The organism is Streptacidiphilus melanogenes, from assembly GCF_000787835.1.
GTDB classification, from domain to species: domain Bacteria; phylum Actinomycetota; class Actinomycetes; order Streptomycetales; family Streptomycetaceae; genus Streptacidiphilus; species Streptacidiphilus melanogenes.
In genome coordinates, this window is the sequence record NZ_BBPP01000015.1 from 120158 (window position 1) to 138999 (window position 18842).

The following is an 18842-nucleotide window of genomic DNA, read 5'->3' on the forward strand; positions in this document are numbered from 1 at the left end:
CCTTCGCGCAGTCCGTTCCAGGCATCGGTGCCGGCGGCCTTCGCCACGGCCGTTCCCGCCGATGTCGCGAGCGCGATCAGCTCCGGTTCCAACATGGTCCCCCCCAGGGTCCGGCCGGTCATCCGTGGGCGGAATGCCGCACCCGCCCCCGGTTTCCCTGCAGCGTACTGCGGGCCCAGGGCCTCTGTGGGCGATTTGACTGACCGTCTGGTCGGCGAATCCGTCAGCGGTCGCCCGACGGCCGGGCGAGGCGCTGGGCCAGCACCCGCCCGCGCGCGGCCTGCACCTCGGCGGCCTTCCCGGCCGCGAAGCGGAGCAGGCCGAACGGCGCGGAGAGCTGCAATGTGTCCACGACGCGCGAGCCCGCGTCGTGCGCGTGGATCGCGAACCGGTAGCCCATCCGTACGCCGCCGGGACTCACCACGTCCCCGCTGACGGACCCCTCCTCCGGCAGCCCATCACGCTCGGCGTGCAGGCTGACCCGGATCAGGTTGTCGTGTGTGATCAGCCCGAGAAAGCGGAAGCGTTCGACCGCCAGGTAGTGCGTGATCTCCTCTTCGCGCCGTACGTCCCGCACCTCGACCAGCAGCGGTGACAGCCCGACGTAGTTCTCCGGCTCGGCCAGGTGCGCCAGCACCTCGACGGGCGCGGCGGGGACCTCGTAGGCACGGGTCAGTTCGGTGCTCGGCACGTTCGTCTCCTCCATCGGGCGCGGACCCCTGGATGCTCCCAGCACCGCCGCCCGGCGGCCAGTGGCCGGCCCCCAGCCGCGTCAGTAGCTGATGAGCCGAGCGGTGTCGAGTGCGAAGTCGAAGGGGGCGGGAACGTGGATCGTCTGGCCGAAGTCGGCGTCCTCCCGCATGCGGTAGCGGCCCCCGTCGATCTCCTGGAACAAGGTGACGGTCTCCTGCCTGGCGTCCACGATGAGGTAGAGCGGGATTCCCATGTCGGGGTAGTCCCTCAGCTTTCCCGTCCAGTCGTTCTCCGGGTTCGTGGGGGAGACGACCTCTACGGCGATCAGCGCGAGCTCCGCGGGTGTGGTGCTCCGTCCGGTCGTCATCGCGTCGTCCGGGAGGCAGGTCAGATCGGGGTTCCGCAGCTTCGCGACCTGGGGTGAGTACAGGTCGGTGTTGTTAGAGAACAGGTACCCCTCGGGCGCGAACCGCTCGAACTGGCGCTGGATCACCGCGAGGTTCCGCTGATGGATGTCGGTGGAGGATGCCTGCATGACGATGGTGTCGCCGGAGAACTCGACTTTCCAGTCGGAGGGGATCTGGCGGCGGACTTCCTCGATCATCTCGAGATGCTTGGGGTCGATGCTCACCAGGTCCCTCCTCGGGTGCCCGCTCAGCCTATCCGCTCGGACCTGCGAGATCGGTCAGGGGCGCGGTACCTCCGCCGGGCCCGGGTCTGTGAGCCGGAGCATCCCCGCGCGCACCCGCCTGCCGCCGTCCACCAGCAGGTCCGCGCCCGTCACCCAGGCTGCCTCGTCGGAGAGGAGCCAGCAGACCGCGCGGGCCACGTCCTCCGGTTCGCCGAGGCGCCGCAGCGGGGTGTCCGCGGCGAGGGCGGGCTCGTCGCGTTCCCACCAGAAGCGCGCCAGCTCGGTGCGGACCAGGCCCGGGGAGACGGCGTTCACGCGGACGCCCGGGGCCAGTTCGGCGGCCAGGTGCTTCGTCAGCTGCAGCAGGGCGGCCTTGCTGGTCTCGTAGGCCGCGAGCCCTGGGCCGACGCCGTGGACGCCCTCCGTCACCACGGTGACGACGGAGCCGCCGTGGTCGCGCATCCAGCCCTCCCATGCCGCGCGCACCAGCGCCAGGGGGCCGTGCACGTTGACCGCGAAGGTGTCACGCCACGCCTGGGGGTCGCCGGTCACCGCCGGGCCGAGCGGCCGGTTGGCGCCCGCGTTGCAGACGACGTGGTCGAGCCGCCCGAAGGTCTCCAGCGCGAGCCCGGCCCAGCGTCGGACGTCCACCTCGTCGCCCGCGTCCCCGGCCGCGGCGATCAGGCGCCCCGGGGCCGGGCCGAGCGAGGTCAGCGCCTGTGACAGGCCCTCCCGGCCGCGCGCGCCGATCAGCACCGACGCCCCGGCGGCCAGCAGCTCCCGTGCGACCGCCAGTCCGATTCCGCGCGAGCCGCCGGTGACCACGGCCGCCGTCCCCTCCATCCGCATGAGCGGAATCGTCCGCCCGTGCGGCGGCTTGGTCCAGAGCCGTGCACGTCCAACTGAGCCGAGAGTTGACTGTCCGTCGACAGCACTGACCCGGCAGACTGGTGGCACCTGATCACGACAGGCACGGCCGGCCCACAGGAGGGCCGCGGATGGGGGGAACCGGATGACCACCGCCGAGTACGAGACGCCGCTCGTCAACGACCCGACGTTCAAGGCCGAGGCGCACGCGCGCTATGTGGGCCTGCGCGACCGCGGGCCGATCCAGCGGGTGGCGCAGCCCAGCGGGCTGGACCTCTTCCTGGTCCTCGACCACGAGCTCGCCCGCGTCGCGCTCACCCACCCCGACCTGCTGAAGGATCCGGAGGTCGGCCGGGAGGCGCTCGACGCCGCGGGCGTCCTCTCCTACCAGGGGCGCGGTCAGGGGCTGGGCGCCAACATGCTGATGGCTGACCCGCCGGACCACGCCCGGCTGCGCGGCCCCGTCGCCCGCTCCTTCACGCCGCGCCGTGTCGAGGCGTTGCGGCCGCGCATCCAGCAGATCGCGGACGAGCTGATCGACGCCGTCGAGGCGAAGGCTGCCGCGGGTGAACCGATCGACCTCGTCGAGGACTTCACCGCGCCGCTGCCGGTCATGGTCATCTGCGAGCTGCTGGGCGTCCCGCTGGACGCGCGGGAGGACTTCCGCCGCTGGACCCTGGCCGCCGTGTCCGGCGGCTCGGCGACGCCCTCCGCCGACCAGCAGCAGGGCATGCTCGCCCTGAACCGGTACTTCATCGAGCTGATCGCGGCCAAGCAGGCCCGGGCCGACCCGGGCGACGACCTCCTCGCCGCGCTGATCCGCCTCAACCGCGAGGACGAGGACGCGCTCAACGAGGACGAACTGCTCGGCACGGCCGTCATCCTCCTCGTCGCCGGACACGAGACCACGGTGAACCTGCTGGGAAACGCGACGGCCGCGCTGCTCGACCACCCCGAGCAGGCCGCGCTCCTGCGGGAGCGGCCCGAGCTGCTGTCCGGCGCGGTGGAGGAGTTCCTCCGCTTCGACGCCCCCGTCGACCAGACCCCGCTGCGCTTCGCCTCGCGGGACGTGGAGCTGGGCGGTGTCCTCATCCCCAAGGGCAGCGCGGTCACCGTCTCCCTGGCCGCGGTCGGCCGGGACCCGTCCACGCACGGCAACCCGGGCGAGCTCGACGTCACCCGCACGGACGGCCGCCACCTCTCCTTCGGGCACGGCATCCACTACTGCGTCGGCGCGCCGCTGGCCCGCCTGGAGGGCGTGGTCGCGCTCGGCACACTGCTGCGCAGGCTGCCGGGCCTGCGGCTGATGGGGGAGTACGCCGATCTGACCTGGACCACGGGCGGGATCATGCACGGTCCGCTGGAGCTGCCGGTGACGGCGTGAGGTCAGGGGCGCGGGACTTGCGTGGGCCCCCTGCGCGGATGAAGCTCGTCGAGGAGCGTCCGCCCAGGGTGGTTTCCCGCGCAGTTCCCCGCGCCCCTGGTCCGCGGGTCTAGATCTGACCGGCGATCTCGGCCGCGACCCGTTCCCCGGACGCGACCGCCGCGTTCAGCGTCGCGTTGTCCACGTCGGTGTGCTCGCCCGCGAAGTGGACGCGGCCCTCCTGGACCGCCTCGTAGCCGGCGAAGGCCGTGTACTGGCCGACCTCGTAGTAGTGGTAGGCGCCCTTGTGCCACGGGTCCAGCGACCAGTGGTCCTCGTACGCGAGCCCGTTGTACGCCGCCGTGGTCCCGGGGAAGACCTGCTCGATCTGTGACAGGAAGGCGCTCACGTCCGCCGCCGGGGCGGGGCCGTGGGCTGCTCCGGTGAGGCCGGTGCGGGCCCGGTCGCCGCCGGGGAAGTTGACCAGCAGGGCGGGGCCGCCCTTCGCGCCGAGCTGGACGGAGCCGTCCCACGCGGTCTGGTAGCCGCTCGGCGCGGTGTTGCTGACACCGTTATAGCCCAGGGAGGGCCAGGTCTTCGTGGTCACCTGGTGACCAGCTTCGCGTTCTGGCCCATGCCCTGCTGCTGGATGGCCTGCAGCTTCAGCGCGCTCAGCCCGGCCCGGGTGAGGTCCACGTCCCGGAGCGTGCTGAACGGCAGGGCCAGGACCAGGTGGTCGGCCTGGACGGTGGTCGTCGTGCCGCCGCACTGGAACGTGCAGGCGTAGCTGCCGTCGCTGTTCCGCACCACCGCCACGAGCTGGTAGCCCTGTTGCACGGTTCCGGCGGGAAGTTGGCCGATCATGCCGCTGACCAACTGGTCGTTGCCGCCGACCAGGTGGTACTTCTCGTCGAAGCCAGGGCCGCCGTCGAAGGTCGAGGAGTTGCCCAGGAAGCCGATCATGCCGATCGCCGAGGACTGTGCGGGGTCGCCGCCGGCCTGGAGCTGGATCGACTGGATCAGTTGGCTCAGGGCGGAGCCCGAGGGCAGGCCGATCTGGGTCAGGTAGTCCAGGCAGGAGAGCTGGTCCAGTTGCTTCGCCGTGGCGTTGCAGCTGTTCCAGCGCGGGGTGCCCATCGCGGCGTAGGAGGCCGCGAAGGCGTTGTACGCCTCGGCGACCCAGTCGCTCTGCTGCTGCGGACCGTCGTAGCGGGCGCCGTTGATCCAGCCCGCGTAGGTGCCCGAGTTGAGCGAACCGCCGTTCGCGTACTCGGTCTTCAGGCCGAAGGACTTGGCCAGAGCCAGCACGGAGGTGTCGGTGGAGCTGATGAACGAACCGCCGTGCTCGCTGACCGTGCCGCCCGCGAAGAAGCCGCGCAACGTCCAGCAGCGGCCGCCCACATGGGTGGTGTCGGCCTCGTAGACGGTCGAGGCGACGGGTGCCCCGCCGGTCCACAGCCGGTGCGCGCAGCGCAGTCCGGCCAGGCCCGCGCCGACGATGACGACGCGCGGCGCGGTGGCCGGATTCACGGCCGCCCCGGCGGTCCCGGCCACGGGGGCGGCCGCCGCCCGGCTCGCGCCGGCCAGGGCCGCCCCGGCGAGGCCGACGGCGGTGGCCGCGCCTGCCGCCGCCAGCAGTTGACGCCTGTTCAGTTCCCGTTCGGCACGTGCGGCACGCTCGCCCGCGACCTCGGTGACGGGCATACCGCGCCGACGGGCCTCGCCCTCGAGCGAGAAGGCGAGACCGAGTCCGTCGGGGTGGCCGGTGCGGGTGGTGGTGCTCGATCTGGCAGGTTCCCGGTCCATGACGAAGAACCCCTCTCTGGGGGATCGATCGAACAGTGATGTCCGGGAGTGAAGCGCTGGCGCAACGTTGTTGTCAACGGTGTTGCGCTCGCAGTTCCCCGACCCGTCGTTCGATCGCCGTGATCAGCGCCTCGACCCGGACCCGGTACACCGCGTCCTGGGTGACTCCCGCCAACTCCTCCGCGGCGGCCGTGATCTGCGGGAACGCCTGCGGATCCACCAGCCGGTACTCGCGGTTCCAGGCCGACTCGTCCGCCGCCCGTGCCTCCTTCGAGAAGAGCAGGTAGGCGGCGCGCTGGCCGACCAGGGCCAGCAGGGAGTCGCCGACCATGCGGTAGTGGACGGCGGCCTCCGCGCCGTGCAGGCCGGCCTCGGTCACGGCGCCCAGGATCAGCTCGACGACGCGGAACTCGTTGGCGCGGCGGGTCGTCCGGCTGGCCATCGCGGAGGCGACCGCCGGGTACTTGAGCGCGACCGCGAGCGAGCCGTCCGCCAGTGCGCGGATGCGGTCCTGCCAGCCCAGGCCGGGCGGGACGCTGTCCAGGACCTCGCCGAGGGTACGGTCGGCGACCTCCAGCAGCAGCTCGTCCTTGTCGCGGAAGTGCCGGTAGACGGCGGTGGGGTCGGCGCCGAGCTCCTCGCCGAGGCGGCGGACGGTGAAGGCGTCCGCGCTGCCGCGCGCGGCGATGCGCAGGCTGGCCTGGACGATCGCCTCGGGGGTCAGCTGGCTGCCCGAGCGCTTGCTGCGGCCGCGCGGGGCGGGAGCCGTGGTGGTCGGCTTCGAGGCGTGGTTCGACGCTGGGGAGGCTTGGTTCGACGCTGGATTCGACATGGTGCGGTCAGTGTAACGATGCGGCCCGAGCTGCGCGCAACACTGTTGACAACAGCGTTGCGCCGCGCTTCACTCCTCCTCACCATCACTCGGGGAGGAATCGCCGATGGCGTCCCATGGATCGTCAGAAATCCCTGCTCAGCTGCTCTTTCGCGGTGGCAGGGTGTTCACCGCGACCGGCGCGGAGCCCGCCGGACCCGTCGAGGCCGCCGTCGTCGTCCGCGACGGCCGGATCGCGGCCGTCGGGCCGGAGGCCGAGCTGCGCCCCCTGCTCGGCCCGGCCACCGAGGTCGTCGACCTCGACGGCGGGCTGCTCGCCCCCGGCTTCCAGGACGCCCACGTCCACCCGACCGTCGCCGGGGTCCAGATGCTCCGCTGCGACCTGTCGGGGCAGCGCAGCATCGACGGCTACCTCGCCGCCGTCGCCGCCTACGCCGCCGCGCACCCCGAGGCCGCCTGGATCCGCGGCGGGGGCTGGTCCATGGACGTCTTCCCGGACGGCATCCCGACCCGCGCCATGCTCGACTCGGTCGTCCCCGACCGGCCGGTGCTGCTCACCAACCGCGACGGCCACGGCGCCTGGGTCAACTCCCGGGCCCTGCAGCTCGCGGGCGTCGGACGGCACACCCCGGACCCGGCGGACGGCCGGATCGAGCGCGAGGCCGACGGCACGCCCGTCGGGATGCTCCAGGAAGGCGCGATGAACCTGGTCGGCGACCTGGTCCCGGTGGCCACGGCCGAGGAGGCCCGCGCGGGCCTGGAGGTCGCCCAGCGCCACCTGTTCTCGCTCGGGGTCACCGCCTGGCAGGACGCGATGATCGGCGCCTTCCCCGGCAACCCGGACAACTTCGCCGTCTACGTCGACGCCGCCCGCGCGGGCACGCTCAAGGCCCGTGTCGTCGGCGCGCTGTGGTGGGACCGCGAGCGCGGCATCGAGCAGATCCCCGACCTCGTGGAACGCCGCCTCCACGGCCGGGTCGGCCGGTTCAACGCCACCACCGTCAAGATCATGCAGGACGGCATCGCGGAGAACTTCACCGCGAGCCTGCTCGCCCCCTACCTGGACGGCTGCGGCTGTGCCACCGCCAACTCGGGCCTCAGCTTCGTGCCGCCGCAGGTGCTGCAGGCCGCCGTCACCGAACTGGACGCGCTCGGCTTCCAGTTGCACTTCCACGCGCTCGGCGACCGGGCCGTCCGCGAGGTGCTGGACGCGCTCACGACCGCCCGCGACCGGAACGGCGCGAACGACAACCGCCACCACCTCGCCCACCTCCAGCTCGTCCACCCCGACGACGTCAAGCGCTTCGCCGAGGTCGGCGCCGCGGCCAACATCCAGGCGCTGTGGGCCGCGCACGAGCCGCAGATGGACGAGCTGACCATCCCCTTCCTCGGCCCCGAACGCGCCGCACTGCAGTACCCGTTCGGGGATCTGGCGCGCGCCGGCGCGCGGCTGGTCGCGGGCAGCGACTGGTCCGTGAGCAGCCCCAACCCGCTCTGGGGCATCCATGTCGCCGTCAACCGCGCCGTGCCGACCGAGGCCCCCAACGCCGCCGCGGACCGCCGGCCGCGGCGGCCCTTCCTCCCCGAGCAGGCGCTCAGCCTCGCCCAGGCCTTGACCGCCTACACGGCCGGCAGCGCCTGGGTGAACCACCTGGACCAGGAGACCGGCACGGTCGAGCCCGGCAAGTGCGCGGACCTGGTCGTGCTCGACCGCGACCCCTTCGCCGGGCCGCCCGAGGAGATCGGCGCCACCCGCGTCCGGATGACCTTCGTCGACGGCATCCCGGTGCACGTCGCCGACCACTGACCACACCCCCGCCGCCCGGAGGTTTCCCCGTGTCCACTCACCGCACCCGCCGCAGAACCCTCGCCCTGGCCCTCGTCCCGCTCACCGCCCTCGCGCTCACCTCGTGCAGCGGGACCGCCCACGGTGGCGGCCCCCAGGGCGCCGCCACCGCCTACCAGTTGACCGACACGACGCCCGCGGCCAAGGGCGACCTGTCCTCCTTCACCTGGTCCCTGTTCGCCGAACCGACCTCGCTCGACTACGCCTACTCCTTCGACTACCCGCCGAACACCGTCCTCGCCAACGTCTGCGAAAGCCTGCTGCGCTGGAACCCGGACCTCACCGTCTCGCCGGGGCTGGCCGCCTCCTACGCCAACCCGACGCCCACCACCTGGGTCTACACCATCCGCAGCGGCGTGCACTTCCATGACGGCACCCTGCTCACCGCCGACGACGTGGTCGCCTCGCTGCGACGCAACCTCGACCCGGACGTCGGCAGCGACTGGGCCTACCCGTTCCGCAACGTCAAGTCCGTGGACCGGACGGGGCCGATGCAGGTCACCGTCACCCTGTCGAGGCCCGACTCGACCTTCAACAAGTACCTGGCCGCCAGCCCCGGCACGGTGGAGTCCGCGGCCACGCTGAAAGCGGACGGCAAGGACTACGGCAATCCGGGCAAGGGCGTCAACTGCACGGGCCCGTTCTCCTTCTCCTCCTGGACGCCCGGCCAGTCCATCGTCCTCAAGCGCTTCGACGGCTACTGGGACCCGAAGCTCAAGGCCAGGTCCGGCCAGGTGAAGTTCGTCTTCCTGTCCGACGCGACGGCCCGCGTCAACGCGTTCCAGACCGGCGAGGTCGACGGCGGCTGGATGGTTCCGCCGGACTCCTACCGCCAGCTGTCCACCAGCGCCGCCGGGACGCTCTACTACGGGCGCAACACCACCGTCGCCGACGAGGTCGTCGGCAACCTCAAGGGCGTGCTCGGCAACGCGCAGGTGCGGCAGGCGCTGCTGATGGCGATCGACCGGAAGGGCATCATCACGGCCGGGGCGGGCGGCGTCGGCGACATCGCCGACTCGCTGGTCACCCGCAACAACTGGGACGGCAGCGGCTCGGCCGCGAGCGTCGACGCGCTGCTGAAGAACCTGCCGCAGTACCCGTACGACCCGGCGAAGGCCAAGGCGCTCGCCGCCGAGGCGGGTGTGCACGGCCAGACGGTCGTCATCGCGACCAGCCCGCTGGACTCGCAGACGACGATCATCACCCAGGCCGTCGCCCAGGCCGCCACCGCGATCGGGCTGAAGCCGCAGATCGACACGGTGTCGGCGGACAAGTACACCGCCCTGTTCACCGACCCGGCCGCGCGCAAGGGCATCGACCTCTTCCTGACCTTCTGGTACACCTCCATCACCGACCCGCTGGACATGTACGGCTCGCTCCAGACCGGCGCGTTCAGCAACTACGGTGGCTGGTCCGACCCGCAGTTCGACGCCGCCGTCAACCAGGCCGTCGGCGCCTACGACCCGGCCGCGCACGCCGCGGCGGCGGCTCAGGCGCAGCAGATCGCCATGCAGCAGCTGCCCTGGCTGCCGCTCTACACCGAGCCGGTCAGCGTCTTCCTCGGCAGGCGGATCACCGGCGTCAAGCCCTCCATCGACTACCTGTACTACCCCTGGGCCGCGGAGATCGGGGCCAAGGACAGCGGGGCCAAGGGATGAGCGTCGCCGTCGCCCTGTTCCGGAAGCTGCTCGGCATGGCCGTGACGCTGCTGGTCACCTCGTTCCTGGTGTTCTCCTCGCTCTACCTCGCGCCCGGCGATCCGGTCTCCTTCCTGGTCAAGGGGCGTAGCCCGAGCCCGGCCGAACTGGTGGCCGTCCGCAAGGAGTTCGGCTTCGACCAGCCCTTCCCGGCGCGCTACTGGCACTGGCTGGACGCGGTCCTGCACGGCGACTTCGGCCGGTCCTACCTGTTCCACGAGAGCGTCGGCGCGGTGATCTGGGCCCGGCTGCCCGCCTCGTTGCTGCTGGTCGGCGTCTCCACCGTGCTGATCGCCGTCGTCGGCATCGGCGCGGGCGCGTTCAGCGCGCTGCGGCACGGCACGCGGACGGACAAGAGCGTGCTCCTGCTGGTCACCGTCGGCGCGGCGGTGCCGTCCTTCGCGGCGGCGGTCGTGCTGCGCTCGGTCTTCGGCGTCCGGCTCGGCTGGTTCCCGACCATCGGCAACGGCACCGGACTGCTGGACGAGCTGCACCACGTCGCGCTGCCCGCCGTCGCGCTGTCGGTGACCTTCATGGCCCTGGTCACCCGGGTCACCCGCGCCTCCATGCTGGACGAACTCGGCCGCGAGCACGTGGAGGTGGCCCTCAGCCGGGGCGCGCCGCGCGGCAGCGTGCTGCGCCGGCACGTGTTCCGCAACGCGCTCGGGCCGATCCTCACCGTCTCCGGGCTGCTGGTCTCCGGGATGCTCGTCAGCACGGCGATCGTGGAGACCGCGTTCGGGATGTCCGGGATCGGCTCCTTGCTGGTCCAGTGCGTCGACGAGCTCGACTTCCAGGTCGTGCAGGCGCTGGTGCTGCTCGTCGTCGCGGTCTTCGTCGTCGTCAACACCCTGGTGGACCTGGTCCATCCGCTGATCGACCCGCGTATCGCGGCCGGGGGAGGAGCCCGATGAGCACGACCGTTCTCGTTCGCCGCCCGCTGCTGGGCCGCCTGCGCGGCGGGTTCCTCGCGCACGGCCGGCTGTTCCAGGTCTGCCTGGTGCTGCTCGTCGCCTTCGTGGTCGTCGCGCTGTTCGCGCCGTGGCTGGCGCCGCAGGACCCGACCGTCGGCGACTTCGCCGACACCATGGCCGGGCCCGGCGCCGCCCACCTGCTCGGCACCGACCAGGGCGGCCACGACACCTTCTCCGCCCTGCTGGTGGGCACGCGCACCAGCCTGCTCGGCCCGCTCTGCGTCGTCGCCTTCTCCAGCGCGGCCGGGATCGGCGTCGGCCTGTTCAGCGGTTGGCGCGGCGGCTGGGTCGACGCGGTGATCGGCCGCGTGCTGGACATCCTCTTCGCGTTCCCCTCGCTGCTGCTGGCGATCCTCGCGGTAGCCCTGTTCGGCAAGGGGCTCGGTGGGCCGGTGCTGGCCATGGCCATCGCCTACATGCCCTACACCGCCCGTCTGGTGCGCGGGCTGACCGCGCAGGAGCGGACCCGCCCCTACGTGTCCGCCTACCTGGTGCAGGGCCACGCGCCGGTGTTCGTCGCCGTGCGCCGGCTGCTGCCGAACCTCGGCCCGACCGTGCTGGCCCAGTCCACCGTCAACTTCGGCTACGCGCTGCTGGATCTGGCTGCCCTGTCGTTCCTCGGCCTCGGCGTCCAGCCGCCGACGCCCGACTGGGGCGCGATGATCAACCAGGCGCAGGCGGCGGTGCTCCAGGGACAGCCGCTGTCCGCCGTCGTCCCGGCGGTGGCCGTGGTGCTGGTGGTCGTGGCCTTCAACGTCGTCGGCGAGCAGCTCGGCGACCGCCTCGCCCGGAGGGACGCCCGATGACACTCCTTGAGATCGACGCGCTGACCGTCGAACTGCCGGGCGCGGCCCGGCCTGTGCTGGACGCGGTCACCCTGCGCCTGGCGGCCGGTGAGGTGGTCGGTCTGGTCGGCGAGTCCGGCTCCGGCAAGTCCGTCACCGCCCGCTCGGCGCTGGGCCTCCTCCCGGCGAGGGCCCGCGTCACCGGCCGGGTCCTGGTCGAGGGCAGGGACCTGGTCGGCGCGGACGCCGCTCGGCTGCGCGAGGTGCGTACCGGTGTGGCGTCGATGGTCTTCCAGGACCCGCGGGCCGGCATCAACCCTGTGCGGCGCATCGGCGACTTCCTCACCGAGCCGCTGCGGCTCACCAAGGGCTGGTCCCGGCGTGAGGCCGAGGCACGGGCGCTGGAGCTGCTCGCCGCCGTCGGCCTGCCCGATCCTCCCCGCCACCTGCGGCAGTACCCGCACCAGCTCTCCGGCGGCATGCTGCAGCGCGTCATGATCGCGGGGGCGCTGGCCGGCGAGCCCCGGCTGCTGCTGTGCGACGAGCCGACCACCGCGCTCGACGTCTCCACGCAGGCCGAGATCCTCGCCCTGCTCGGCGGCCTCCAACGCGCACGCGGCCTCGGCATGCTGCTGATCACCCACGACATCGAGCTGGCGGCCGCCTCCTGCGACCGCGTCTACGTCATGTACGCGGGCCGGATCGTCGAGCAGGCGCCGGCCGCCGAGCTGTTCGGCTCGCCGCGCCACCCGTACACGCGCGGCCTGCTCGGCTCGACACCGCCGCTGACCGGCCCGCTGGAGCGCCTGCGACCGGTGCCGGGCGCACCCATGAGCCTCGCCGAGTCCGCCCCCGGCTGCGCCTTCGCGGCCCGCTGCACCTTCGCCGAGCCGGGCCGCTGCGACCACTCCGCCCCCGAGCTCCTCCCCCTGACGGCCGCACCCGACCGCAGCGCGGCGTGCTTCCGCGTCGCAGAACTTCCGAACCCCGCTGTCACGGAGGCCCGCCCATGACCGCCCTGCTGGAAGTCAGCCACCTGCGCAAGACCTACGGCGCGACCACCGCCGTCGACGGTGTCTCGTTCAGCCTGCCGCCGGGCGGCGCGCTCGGGCTGGTCGGGGAGTCCGGATCCGGGAAGACCACCACCGCCCGGATGCTGGTCGGGCTGGAACGGCCCGACAGCGGAACGATCAGGGTGCTCGGGGAGGCGCCGGCCGCGACCCTCCGGGGCCGGACCGCAAGGCTGGCGCGGGCCAAGGCGGTGCAGATGGTCTTCCAGGACCCCTACCTCTCCCTGGACGGCCGGCTCACCGTCGGCTCCACCCTCGACGGTGTGCTGCGTCTGCACGGCTGCCACGATCGCGCCACGCGCGCATCGCGCGTCCGCGAGCTGCTCGCCCAGGTCGGCCTCGGCGAGCGGGAGGCCGCCGCGCTGCCGCGCCACCTCTCCGGAGGTCAACGCCAGCGTGCCGCGATCGCCCGCGCCCTGGCGGTCGAACCGGCCGTCCTCGTGCTGGACGAGGCGGTCTCCGCGCTCGACGTCTCGGTCCAGGCCCAGGTGCTGAACGTCCTGACGGACATCCGCAGGGAGGCGGGCATCGGTCTCGTCTTCGTCAGCCACGACCTCGCCGTCGTCCGCTACGTCTGCGACGAGGCCCTGGTGCTGCTCCGCGGCCGCCCCGTCGAGCACCGCCCGATCGCGGACCTGCTCGACGACCCGGGCCACCCCTACACCCGCCTGCTCCTCGACTCCGTCCCCAGACCGGGCTGGGATCCGGAGACGATCGCCCGGAGACGACGGGAGGTGCACCTCGCCGGTCAAGGCGACAGATTCCTTAGAGAATTGTGACAGGCCCCTGTCCGCCCTGGTCAGCGCATGCGCGGAGTGGTGGGATGGAGGCATGGAACAGCGGGGTCGGCAGAGCGCGGGCAAGCCCGTCGGGCGGCGGGTGGTGCTCGGCGTGCTCGGCCTCGGCGCGGTGGGGGTGGCGTTCGGGGCGCGGATCCAGAACGGGCTGGACAACGTGCTCGCCGAGGTCAGCAGCAAGGACCCGACCGGGCTCACCGGGCTGCTGCCCGGCGGCGGCGGGTTCCAGTTCTACAACGTCGCCGACTCCATCCCGCACCGCAGCGACACGGACTACCGGCTGACCGTCGACGGCCTGGTCGACCGCCCGGCCACCTACACGCTCGCCGACCTGAAGTCGATGCAGCAGACCCGGCTGGTCCGCGACGTCCAGTGCGTCACCGGGTGGCGGGTGCCGAACACCGAGTTCTCCGGCGTACTGCTGCGCGACCTGCTCGACATGGCCGGAGTGCAGAGGCAGGGCACCGCGATCAGGTTCACCTGCTTCGACGGCGTCTACAGCGAGAGCCTCACGCTCGACGAGGCGAGGCGCAGCGACGTGCTGATCGCGCACGAGATGAACGGCGCGCCGGTGACGAGCGCTCACGGCGGGCCGGTGCGGCTGTACGTCGCGCCGATGTACTTCTACAAGTCGGCCAAGTGGCTCTCCGGCATCACGGTGACGTCCCAGGTCGAACCCGGCTACTGGGAGCACTACGGCTATGACGTCGAGGCCTGGGTCGGCCGTTCCAACGGGCGCGACGATGCTCCGACCTCGAACTGAGCAGGCGCACGGCCCCGACGAGCTGCGCCGGTTCACCGTCGCCGAGCGCTGGGTGCACCGGACGACGGCCACGTTGATGATCGTCGCGATCCTCTCCGCGGCCTTCCTCTACCTGCCGCAGCTCGCCGAGCTCGTCGGACGGCGGCGGCTGCTGGTGACGGTGCACGAGTGGAGCGGGGTGCTGCTGCCGCTGCCGCTCGCGGTCGGGCTCGGATTCCGCTCGGTGCGCTCGGATCTGCGGCGGCTCAACCGATTCCGGCCCGAGGACCGCGGCTGGGCCTGGCGGGCGGTCCGGCACGGAACCAGGCACGCCGGGCCGGCGGGCAAGTTCAACGCCGGGCAGAAGCTCTACGCGGCCTTCATCGCGGGTGCCACGCTGGTGATGGTCGGGACCGGCCTGGTGCTGTGGTTCCCGCACCTGGCCGCGCTGGACGTGCGGACGGGGGCGACCTTCGTCCACGACTGGCTGGCCCTGGTGATCGGAATCCTCGTCCTCGGGCACCTGCGGATGGCCTTCAAGGACCCGGAGTCCCGGCACGGCATGCGCACCGGCTGGGTCGGCCGTTCCTGGGCCAAACGCGAACACCCGCTGTGGGAGCGCGAAGAGCGCGCACAGCGGGAGGAGCCCGAGGAGGAGGCAGAGCCGGGTGGGACGACGTCCACGGACACCGCCCCACCGCCCGGCGACCGGAACTGATCCGATGTCAGGAGGGCGCCTTCCATCCAGGATCGCGCCCGAGCAGCAGCAGGACGCGGTCGAACCCGCTCCCGGGCGTGCCGGCCAGCACCGGGCCGAAGGCGCGGTCCGGTCCGCGGAACGCCTCGTGGGCGGGGACCAGTTCGGTGATCTCCAGCACGGGGCCCAGCAGTTCCTGCGGGCAGTCGAAGGGCTGCCCGAGCGCGGCGGCCAGATCCCAGGCGTGGACCACGGTGTCGAGCAGCTGGAAGCCGATCGCCTGGGCGGCCGGGAAGGCGTGGCCGGGCAGGACCTCGGGCAGCGCGAAGGCCCGGCCCTCCGTCTCGGCCTCGGTGAACGCCTCGGTCAGGGCCTTGGCGGAGTGGACGTAGGCGGCCGACAGGTCGATGCCGGGCGGGAGCGGGCGGTCGTCGAACGCGCCTGGCGTGTCGCCACGGCCGTACGCGGCCTCGGCGAAGCCGTCCTGCTGGCCGACGATGTGCTCCAGCAGGCGCAGCGCCGTCCACTCGGTGCAGGGGGTGGGTCGATCGAGGTCCTCCGGCCGCACGGCGGCCACCAAGGGGGAGAGCAGGGCCTGCGCCCTGGAATGCAGGGTGGCGAGGGTCATGGGAGAAAAGTAGCACGACCGTTCGTGTAGTTTTTGGGAGGCGTCAGAATACTGCGGTTGTCGCTCACTCGGCGGGAAGCGGCAGCGGCGCGGCCGCTGTCGACTCGGCTCGCAGCAGGCGCAGCACCGCCCGGCGGGAGCGGGCGTAGGGCGCCTCGTCGTCGTGGAGCAGCGACATCGCGTTGGCGTACTCCAGCAGGGCGAGCACCTCGAAGGCGAGCTGCTCCACATCCGCCTCGGCTGTCAACTGCCCACCTGCGCGGGCTGCTTCGAGCTGACCGTTGATCAGCTCGTGCCAGTGGCTGCTGCCTTCGACCAGACGGTCGCGCACGCGGCCCGGCTGGGCGTCGAACTCCGCGCCGACCGCGTAGAAGAAGCAGCCGCCAGGGAAGACGCGGGTGCGCGAGTACTCCAGCCAGCCCTCCAGGAGCGCCCACAGGCGTTCCAGGCCGGCGGGCCGCTGCTGGGCGGGCGTGATCACGCGGTCGAGGTAGACCTGTTCGGCGGCGCGCACCGTCGCCAGCTGCAGCTCCTCCTTGGAGCCGAAGAGGGCGAAGACGCCGCTCTTGCTGAGATCCAACTCCGTTGCCAGACGCCCGATCGACAGCGCCGTCAGACCCTCGGTCGAGGCGATCCGCACGGCCCGGGCCAGCACCAGCCGACGGGTCTCGTTGCCCTTCTGCACCCGCCCGTCCGTCGTGGGAGCCGTCACCGTCCGCTCACGCCTCCCCTGCGCGCCCGATGCGGACCGCGACGCCGTCCAGGAAGGTGTCCAGCACCAGTGCGAAAACGGTGTCGTCGTCACGGAACAACTCGGTCAGGCGCGGCGCGCTGCGGTGCAGCAGTGGGAACTCGTCCTCGGGCAGCATCCCGTACTTGACGGCCCAGGCGGCCTCGTCCTGCTCCTGGGCCTGCCGGTCCAGGATGGAGAAGGCAGCGGTGTACTGCGTCATCGCCAAGGTCATGTCGAGCAGGGCGCGGTAGCACTCGGCGGCCTCGATGACCGGCAGTCCGGCCCGGTGCAGCACCGAGATCAACTGCTCGACGCTGTGCGTCTCGGCGGGGCTCGCGGTGGTGCGCGCGGCGGCCAGGACCGCGAGGGCCGGCCGGGCCAGGTGGGAGGTGCGCACGCTGTGCGCGGTGACGGCCAGCCAGGCGCGCCAGTCGTCCGACGGGCCGTCGGGCAGGGTCTGCCGCGCCAGCTCGATGCCCTCCTGGATCACCAGGTCGGTGAGGGCCAGGACGAGTTCGTCCTTGTCGCGGAAGTGCCGGTAGACGGCGGTCGGGTCCGCGCCCAGTTCCTTGCCGAGCCGGCTGAAGGTGAGCTGGCCGCCGCCCTCGGGCGAGCAGAGGCGCAGGGCCGCCTCCAGGATCGACTCGCGCGTGAGCGTCACCCGTCGCCTGCTCGCCGACTGTGCCGCCTGCGGGGCGGTCGCCTGCTCTCCGGCCGACCGCTGAGCCGCCGACCGTTGCGCCGCCGACCCCGGGGCCGTCGACCGCCCTGCCACTCGGGCCTCCACGCGGGCCCCTCCTCATCGCTTCGACTCGAACGCGCCCCGTCGCGGGGGCCTGCTTCATCCGATCGTAACGGGGCGCCACTGTCAATGCCATTGACAGGTGCGTTGTCAGGGGGTTTTCTTCTCTGCACATCGGGCGGCGACGTCCCCCGGTTCCGCGCATCCCATGCCTCCCCTCATGCCTTCCCCCGCCTCGGACACGTCCTGGAGCGCCCGTGCACCCTGATCGCCCCACCGCCGACCTGGTCTTTCTCGGCGGACCCGTCTACACCGTCGACCCGGCCCGCTCCTGGGCGGGAGCCGTCGCCGTCCGCGACGGCCGCATCGCCGCCGTCGGCCGGGACCACGACGTCCGGCCGCTGATCGGCCCGGACACCGAGGTCGTCGACCTGGCCGGAAAGCTGCTGCTCCCCGGCTTCCAGGACGCGCACGTGCACCCGGTCCTCGCCGGGACCACCCTGGCCCGCTGCAACCTGCACGACCTGGCCACCGCCGAGGAGTACCTGACCGCCGTCGCCGACTACGCGGCCGCCCACCCCGAGGCCGAGTGGATCACCGGCGGCGGCTGGTCCTTCCAGGCCTTCCCCGGCGGGATGCCGCACCGCTCGCTGCTCGACGCGATCGCCGCCGTCGGCGACCGCCCCGTCGCGCTGCCCGTCGCCGACGGCCACGCCCTGTGGGCCAACAGCCGCGCGCTCGAACTGGCCGGGATCACCAAGGACACCCCGGACCCGGCCGACGGCCGGATCGAGCGCGACCCGGACGGCACCCCCAACGGCATGCTGCAGGAGGGCGCGGCCGACCTGGTCACCCGTCACATGCCCGCCGCCACCGACGAGGACTTCTACCAGGGCCTGCTCGCGGGCCAGGCTTACCTCCACTCCTACGGCATCACCGGCTGGCAGGACGCGGGCGTGGGCCCCAACTTCGGCCCCGGCGACGTCTACGGCGCCTACCTGCGCGCCGACGCCGAGGGCACGCTGACCGCCCGCGTGCGCGGTGCGCAGTGGTGGGACCGCGAGGGCGGCCTGGAGCAGCTGCCCTTCTTCGAGCAGCGCCGCGCCGAGGCCGAACGCGGCGGATCCCGGTTCCGCGCCGGGACCGTCAAGATCATGCTGGACGGGGTCGCGGAGAACCACACGGCCGCGATGCTCGAGCCCTACCTCGACGGCTGCGGCTGCTCCACCGGCAAGGCCGGCCTCGACTTCGTCGACCCGGAGAAGCTCGGCGGCTACGTCGCCGAACTCGACGCCGCCGGCTTCCAGGTGCACTTCCACGCCCTCGGCGACCGCGCCGTCCGCAACGCCCTCGACGCCGTCGAGGAGGCGCTGAGCCGCAACGGCGACCGCGGCAACCGGCACCACCTCGCCCACCTCCAGGTCGTCCACCCCGACGACATCGCCCGCTTCCGGGCGCTGGGCGCGACGGCGAACATGCAGCCGCTGTGGGCCTGCCACGAGCCGCAGATGGACCAGCTGACGATCCCCTTCCTCGGCGAGCGCCGCGCCGGCTGGCAGTACCCGTTCGGCTCGCTGCTGCGCGCGGGGGCGATGCTCGCCGCGGGCAGCGACTGGTCGGTCTCGACGCCCGACGTGATGGCCGGCGTCCACGTCGCCGTCAACCGCACCGGCGAGGAGGACCCGAACCGCGTCCTCGGCCCCGAGGAGCGCCTCGACCTCGGCTCCGCGCTCGCCGCCTACACGGCCGGTACCGCGCGGATCAACCACCTCGACGACGTCACCGGCTCGATCCAGACCGGCAAGTACGCCGACCTCGTCGTCCTCGACCGCAACCCCTTCGACGGGCCCGCGCAGGCCATCGCCGAGACCCGTGTGCTGCGCACCTACGTCCAGGGCGAGCTGGTCCACGCCGCCGCCGAGCAGTGAGAAGGAGACCC

19 protein-coding genes are annotated in these 18842 nt (G+C 72.6%); 10 read left to right on the forward strand and 9 right to left on the reverse strand.

Annotation, left to right across the window (positions count from 1 at the left end; all coding sequences use genetic code 11):
- Positions 1-223: 223 nt before the first annotated feature.
- The 3 genes from TR49_RS18385 to TR49_RS18395 form a co-directional block, all read right to left on the reverse strand.
- The gene (locus TR49_RS18385; RefSeq protein ID WP_042383040.1) at positions 224-691 is read right to left on the reverse strand and encodes a hypothetical protein; all 468 of its coding nucleotides are present in this window, start codon (positions 689-691) and stop codon (positions 224-226) included.
- Positions 692-772: 81 nt separating this feature from the next.
- Positions 773-1324 carry a Uma2 family endonuclease gene (locus TR49_RS18390; RefSeq protein WP_236653422.1) on the reverse strand — a complete coding sequence of 184 codons (552 nt, stop codon included), beginning with the start codon at positions 1322-1324 and terminating at the stop codon, positions 773-775.
- Positions 1325-1378: 54 nt separating this feature from the next.
- Positions 1379-2173: an SDR family oxidoreductase gene (locus TR49_RS18395; RefSeq protein WP_042382983.1), complete on the reverse strand. Its 795-nt coding sequence runs from the start codon at positions 2171-2173 to the stop codon at positions 1379-1381.
- A gap of 163 nt (positions 2174-2336) precedes the next feature.
- Between TR49_RS18395 and TR49_RS18400 the strand changes: the two genes are divergently transcribed.
- A complete protein-coding gene (locus TR49_RS18400) occupies positions 2337-3575 on the forward strand; it encodes a cytochrome P450 family protein (RefSeq protein ID WP_042382984.1) in 1239 nt (412 codons plus the stop codon).
- Positions 3576-3684: 109 nt separating this feature from the next.
- Here the strand turns inward: TR49_RS18400 and TR49_RS46425 are convergent, their stop codons facing one another.
- The 3 genes from TR49_RS46425 to TR49_RS18415 form a co-directional block, all read right to left on the reverse strand.
- Positions 3685-4161 carry an FAD-dependent oxidoreductase gene (locus TR49_RS46425; protein WP_042382985.1) on the reverse strand — a complete coding sequence of 159 codons (477 nt, stop codon included), beginning with the start codon at positions 4159-4161 and terminating at the stop codon, positions 3685-3687.
- Complete coding sequence (locus TR49_RS18410) at positions 4158-5360, reverse strand: flavin monoamine oxidase family protein (protein ID WP_042382986.1); 1203 nt, start codon at positions 5358-5360, stop codon at positions 4158-4160. The genes TR49_RS46425 and TR49_RS18410 overlap by 4 nt, the downstream gene beginning before the upstream one ends.
- A 73-nt stretch (positions 5361-5433) precedes the next feature.
- Entirely contained in the window at positions 5434-6192 is a 759-nt protein-coding gene (locus TR49_RS18415; protein WP_052434406.1) for a TetR/AcrR family transcriptional regulator, read from the reverse strand.
- A gap of 106 nt (positions 6193-6298) precedes the next feature.
- On the opposite strand from TR49_RS18415, the gene TR49_RS18420 reads away from it, so the two are divergent.
- From TR49_RS18420 to TR49_RS18455, 8 genes are read left to right on the forward strand one after another with little or no spacing between them, the layout of a single operon-like run.
- Entirely contained in the window at positions 6299-7999 is a 1701-nt protein-coding gene (locus TR49_RS18420; protein WP_042382987.1) for an amidohydrolase, read from the forward strand.
- 29 nt (positions 8000-8028) lie between these two features.
- Positions 8029-9696: an ABC transporter substrate-binding protein gene (locus tag TR49_RS18425; protein ID WP_042382988.1), complete on the forward strand. Its 1668-nt coding sequence runs from the start codon at positions 8029-8031 to the stop codon at positions 9694-9696.
- On the forward strand, positions 9693-10649 hold the full coding sequence (locus TR49_RS18430; RefSeq protein WP_084724992.1) for an ABC transporter permease: 957 nt from the start codon (positions 9693-9695) through the stop codon (positions 10647-10649). The genes TR49_RS18425 and TR49_RS18430 overlap by 4 nt, the downstream gene beginning before the upstream one ends.
- The gene (locus tag TR49_RS18435) at positions 10646-11515 is read left to right on the forward strand and encodes an ABC transporter permease (protein ID WP_042382990.1); all 870 of its coding nucleotides are present in this window, start codon (positions 10646-10648) and stop codon (positions 11513-11515) included. Before TR49_RS18430 ends, TR49_RS18435 begins: the two co-directional genes overlap by 4 nt.
- A complete protein-coding gene (locus TR49_RS18440; protein WP_042382991.1) occupies positions 11512-12507 on the forward strand; it encodes an ABC transporter ATP-binding protein in 996 nt (331 codons plus the stop codon). The genes TR49_RS18435 and TR49_RS18440 overlap by 4 nt, the downstream gene beginning before the upstream one ends.
- Positions 12504-13343, forward strand: a complete 840-nt coding sequence (locus tag TR49_RS18445) for an ATP-binding cassette domain-containing protein (protein WP_042382992.1) — start codon at positions 12504-12506, stop codon at positions 13341-13343. Before TR49_RS18440 ends, TR49_RS18445 begins: the two co-directional genes overlap by 4 nt.
- A gap of 52 nt (positions 13344-13395) precedes the next feature.
- The gene (locus TR49_RS18450) at positions 13396-14124 is read left to right on the forward strand and encodes a molybdopterin-dependent oxidoreductase (RefSeq protein WP_042382993.1); all 729 of its coding nucleotides are present in this window, start codon (positions 13396-13398) and stop codon (positions 14122-14124) included.
- Positions 14105-14821, forward strand: coding sequence for a cytochrome b/b6 domain-containing protein (locus tag TR49_RS18455; protein ID WP_063770120.1), 717 nt, complete (start codon positions 14105-14107; stop codon positions 14819-14821). Before TR49_RS18450 ends, TR49_RS18455 begins: the two co-directional genes overlap by 20 nt.
- Before the next feature lie 7 nt (positions 14822-14828).
- Here TR49_RS18455 and TR49_RS18460 read toward each other — a convergent pair whose 3' ends face one another.
- From TR49_RS18460 to TR49_RS18470, 3 genes are all read right to left on the reverse strand, one after another.
- Entirely contained in the window at positions 14829-15428 is a 600-nt protein-coding gene (locus TR49_RS18460) for a TIGR03086 family metal-binding protein (protein ID WP_042382994.1), read from the reverse strand.
- Between the two features lie 64 nt (positions 15429-15492).
- Positions 15493-16140 (reverse strand): TetR/AcrR family transcriptional regulator, encoded by a 648-nt coding sequence (locus TR49_RS18465; RefSeq protein WP_042382995.1) that lies wholly within the window; start codon positions 16138-16140, stop codon positions 15493-15495.
- Positions 16141-16147: 7 nt separating this feature from the next.
- Positions 16148-16822 (reverse strand): TetR/AcrR family transcriptional regulator, encoded by a 675-nt coding sequence (locus tag TR49_RS18470; RefSeq protein WP_042382996.1) that lies wholly within the window; start codon positions 16820-16822, stop codon positions 16148-16150.
- Positions 16823-17160: 338 nt separating this feature from the next.
- Here TR49_RS18470 and TR49_RS18475 point away from each other — a divergent pair, with 338 nt between their 5' ends.
- Positions 17161-18831: an amidohydrolase gene (locus TR49_RS18475; protein WP_042382997.1), complete on the forward strand. Its 1671-nt coding sequence runs from the start codon at positions 17161-17163 to the stop codon at positions 18829-18831.
- Positions 18832-18842: the final 11 nt, after the last annotated feature.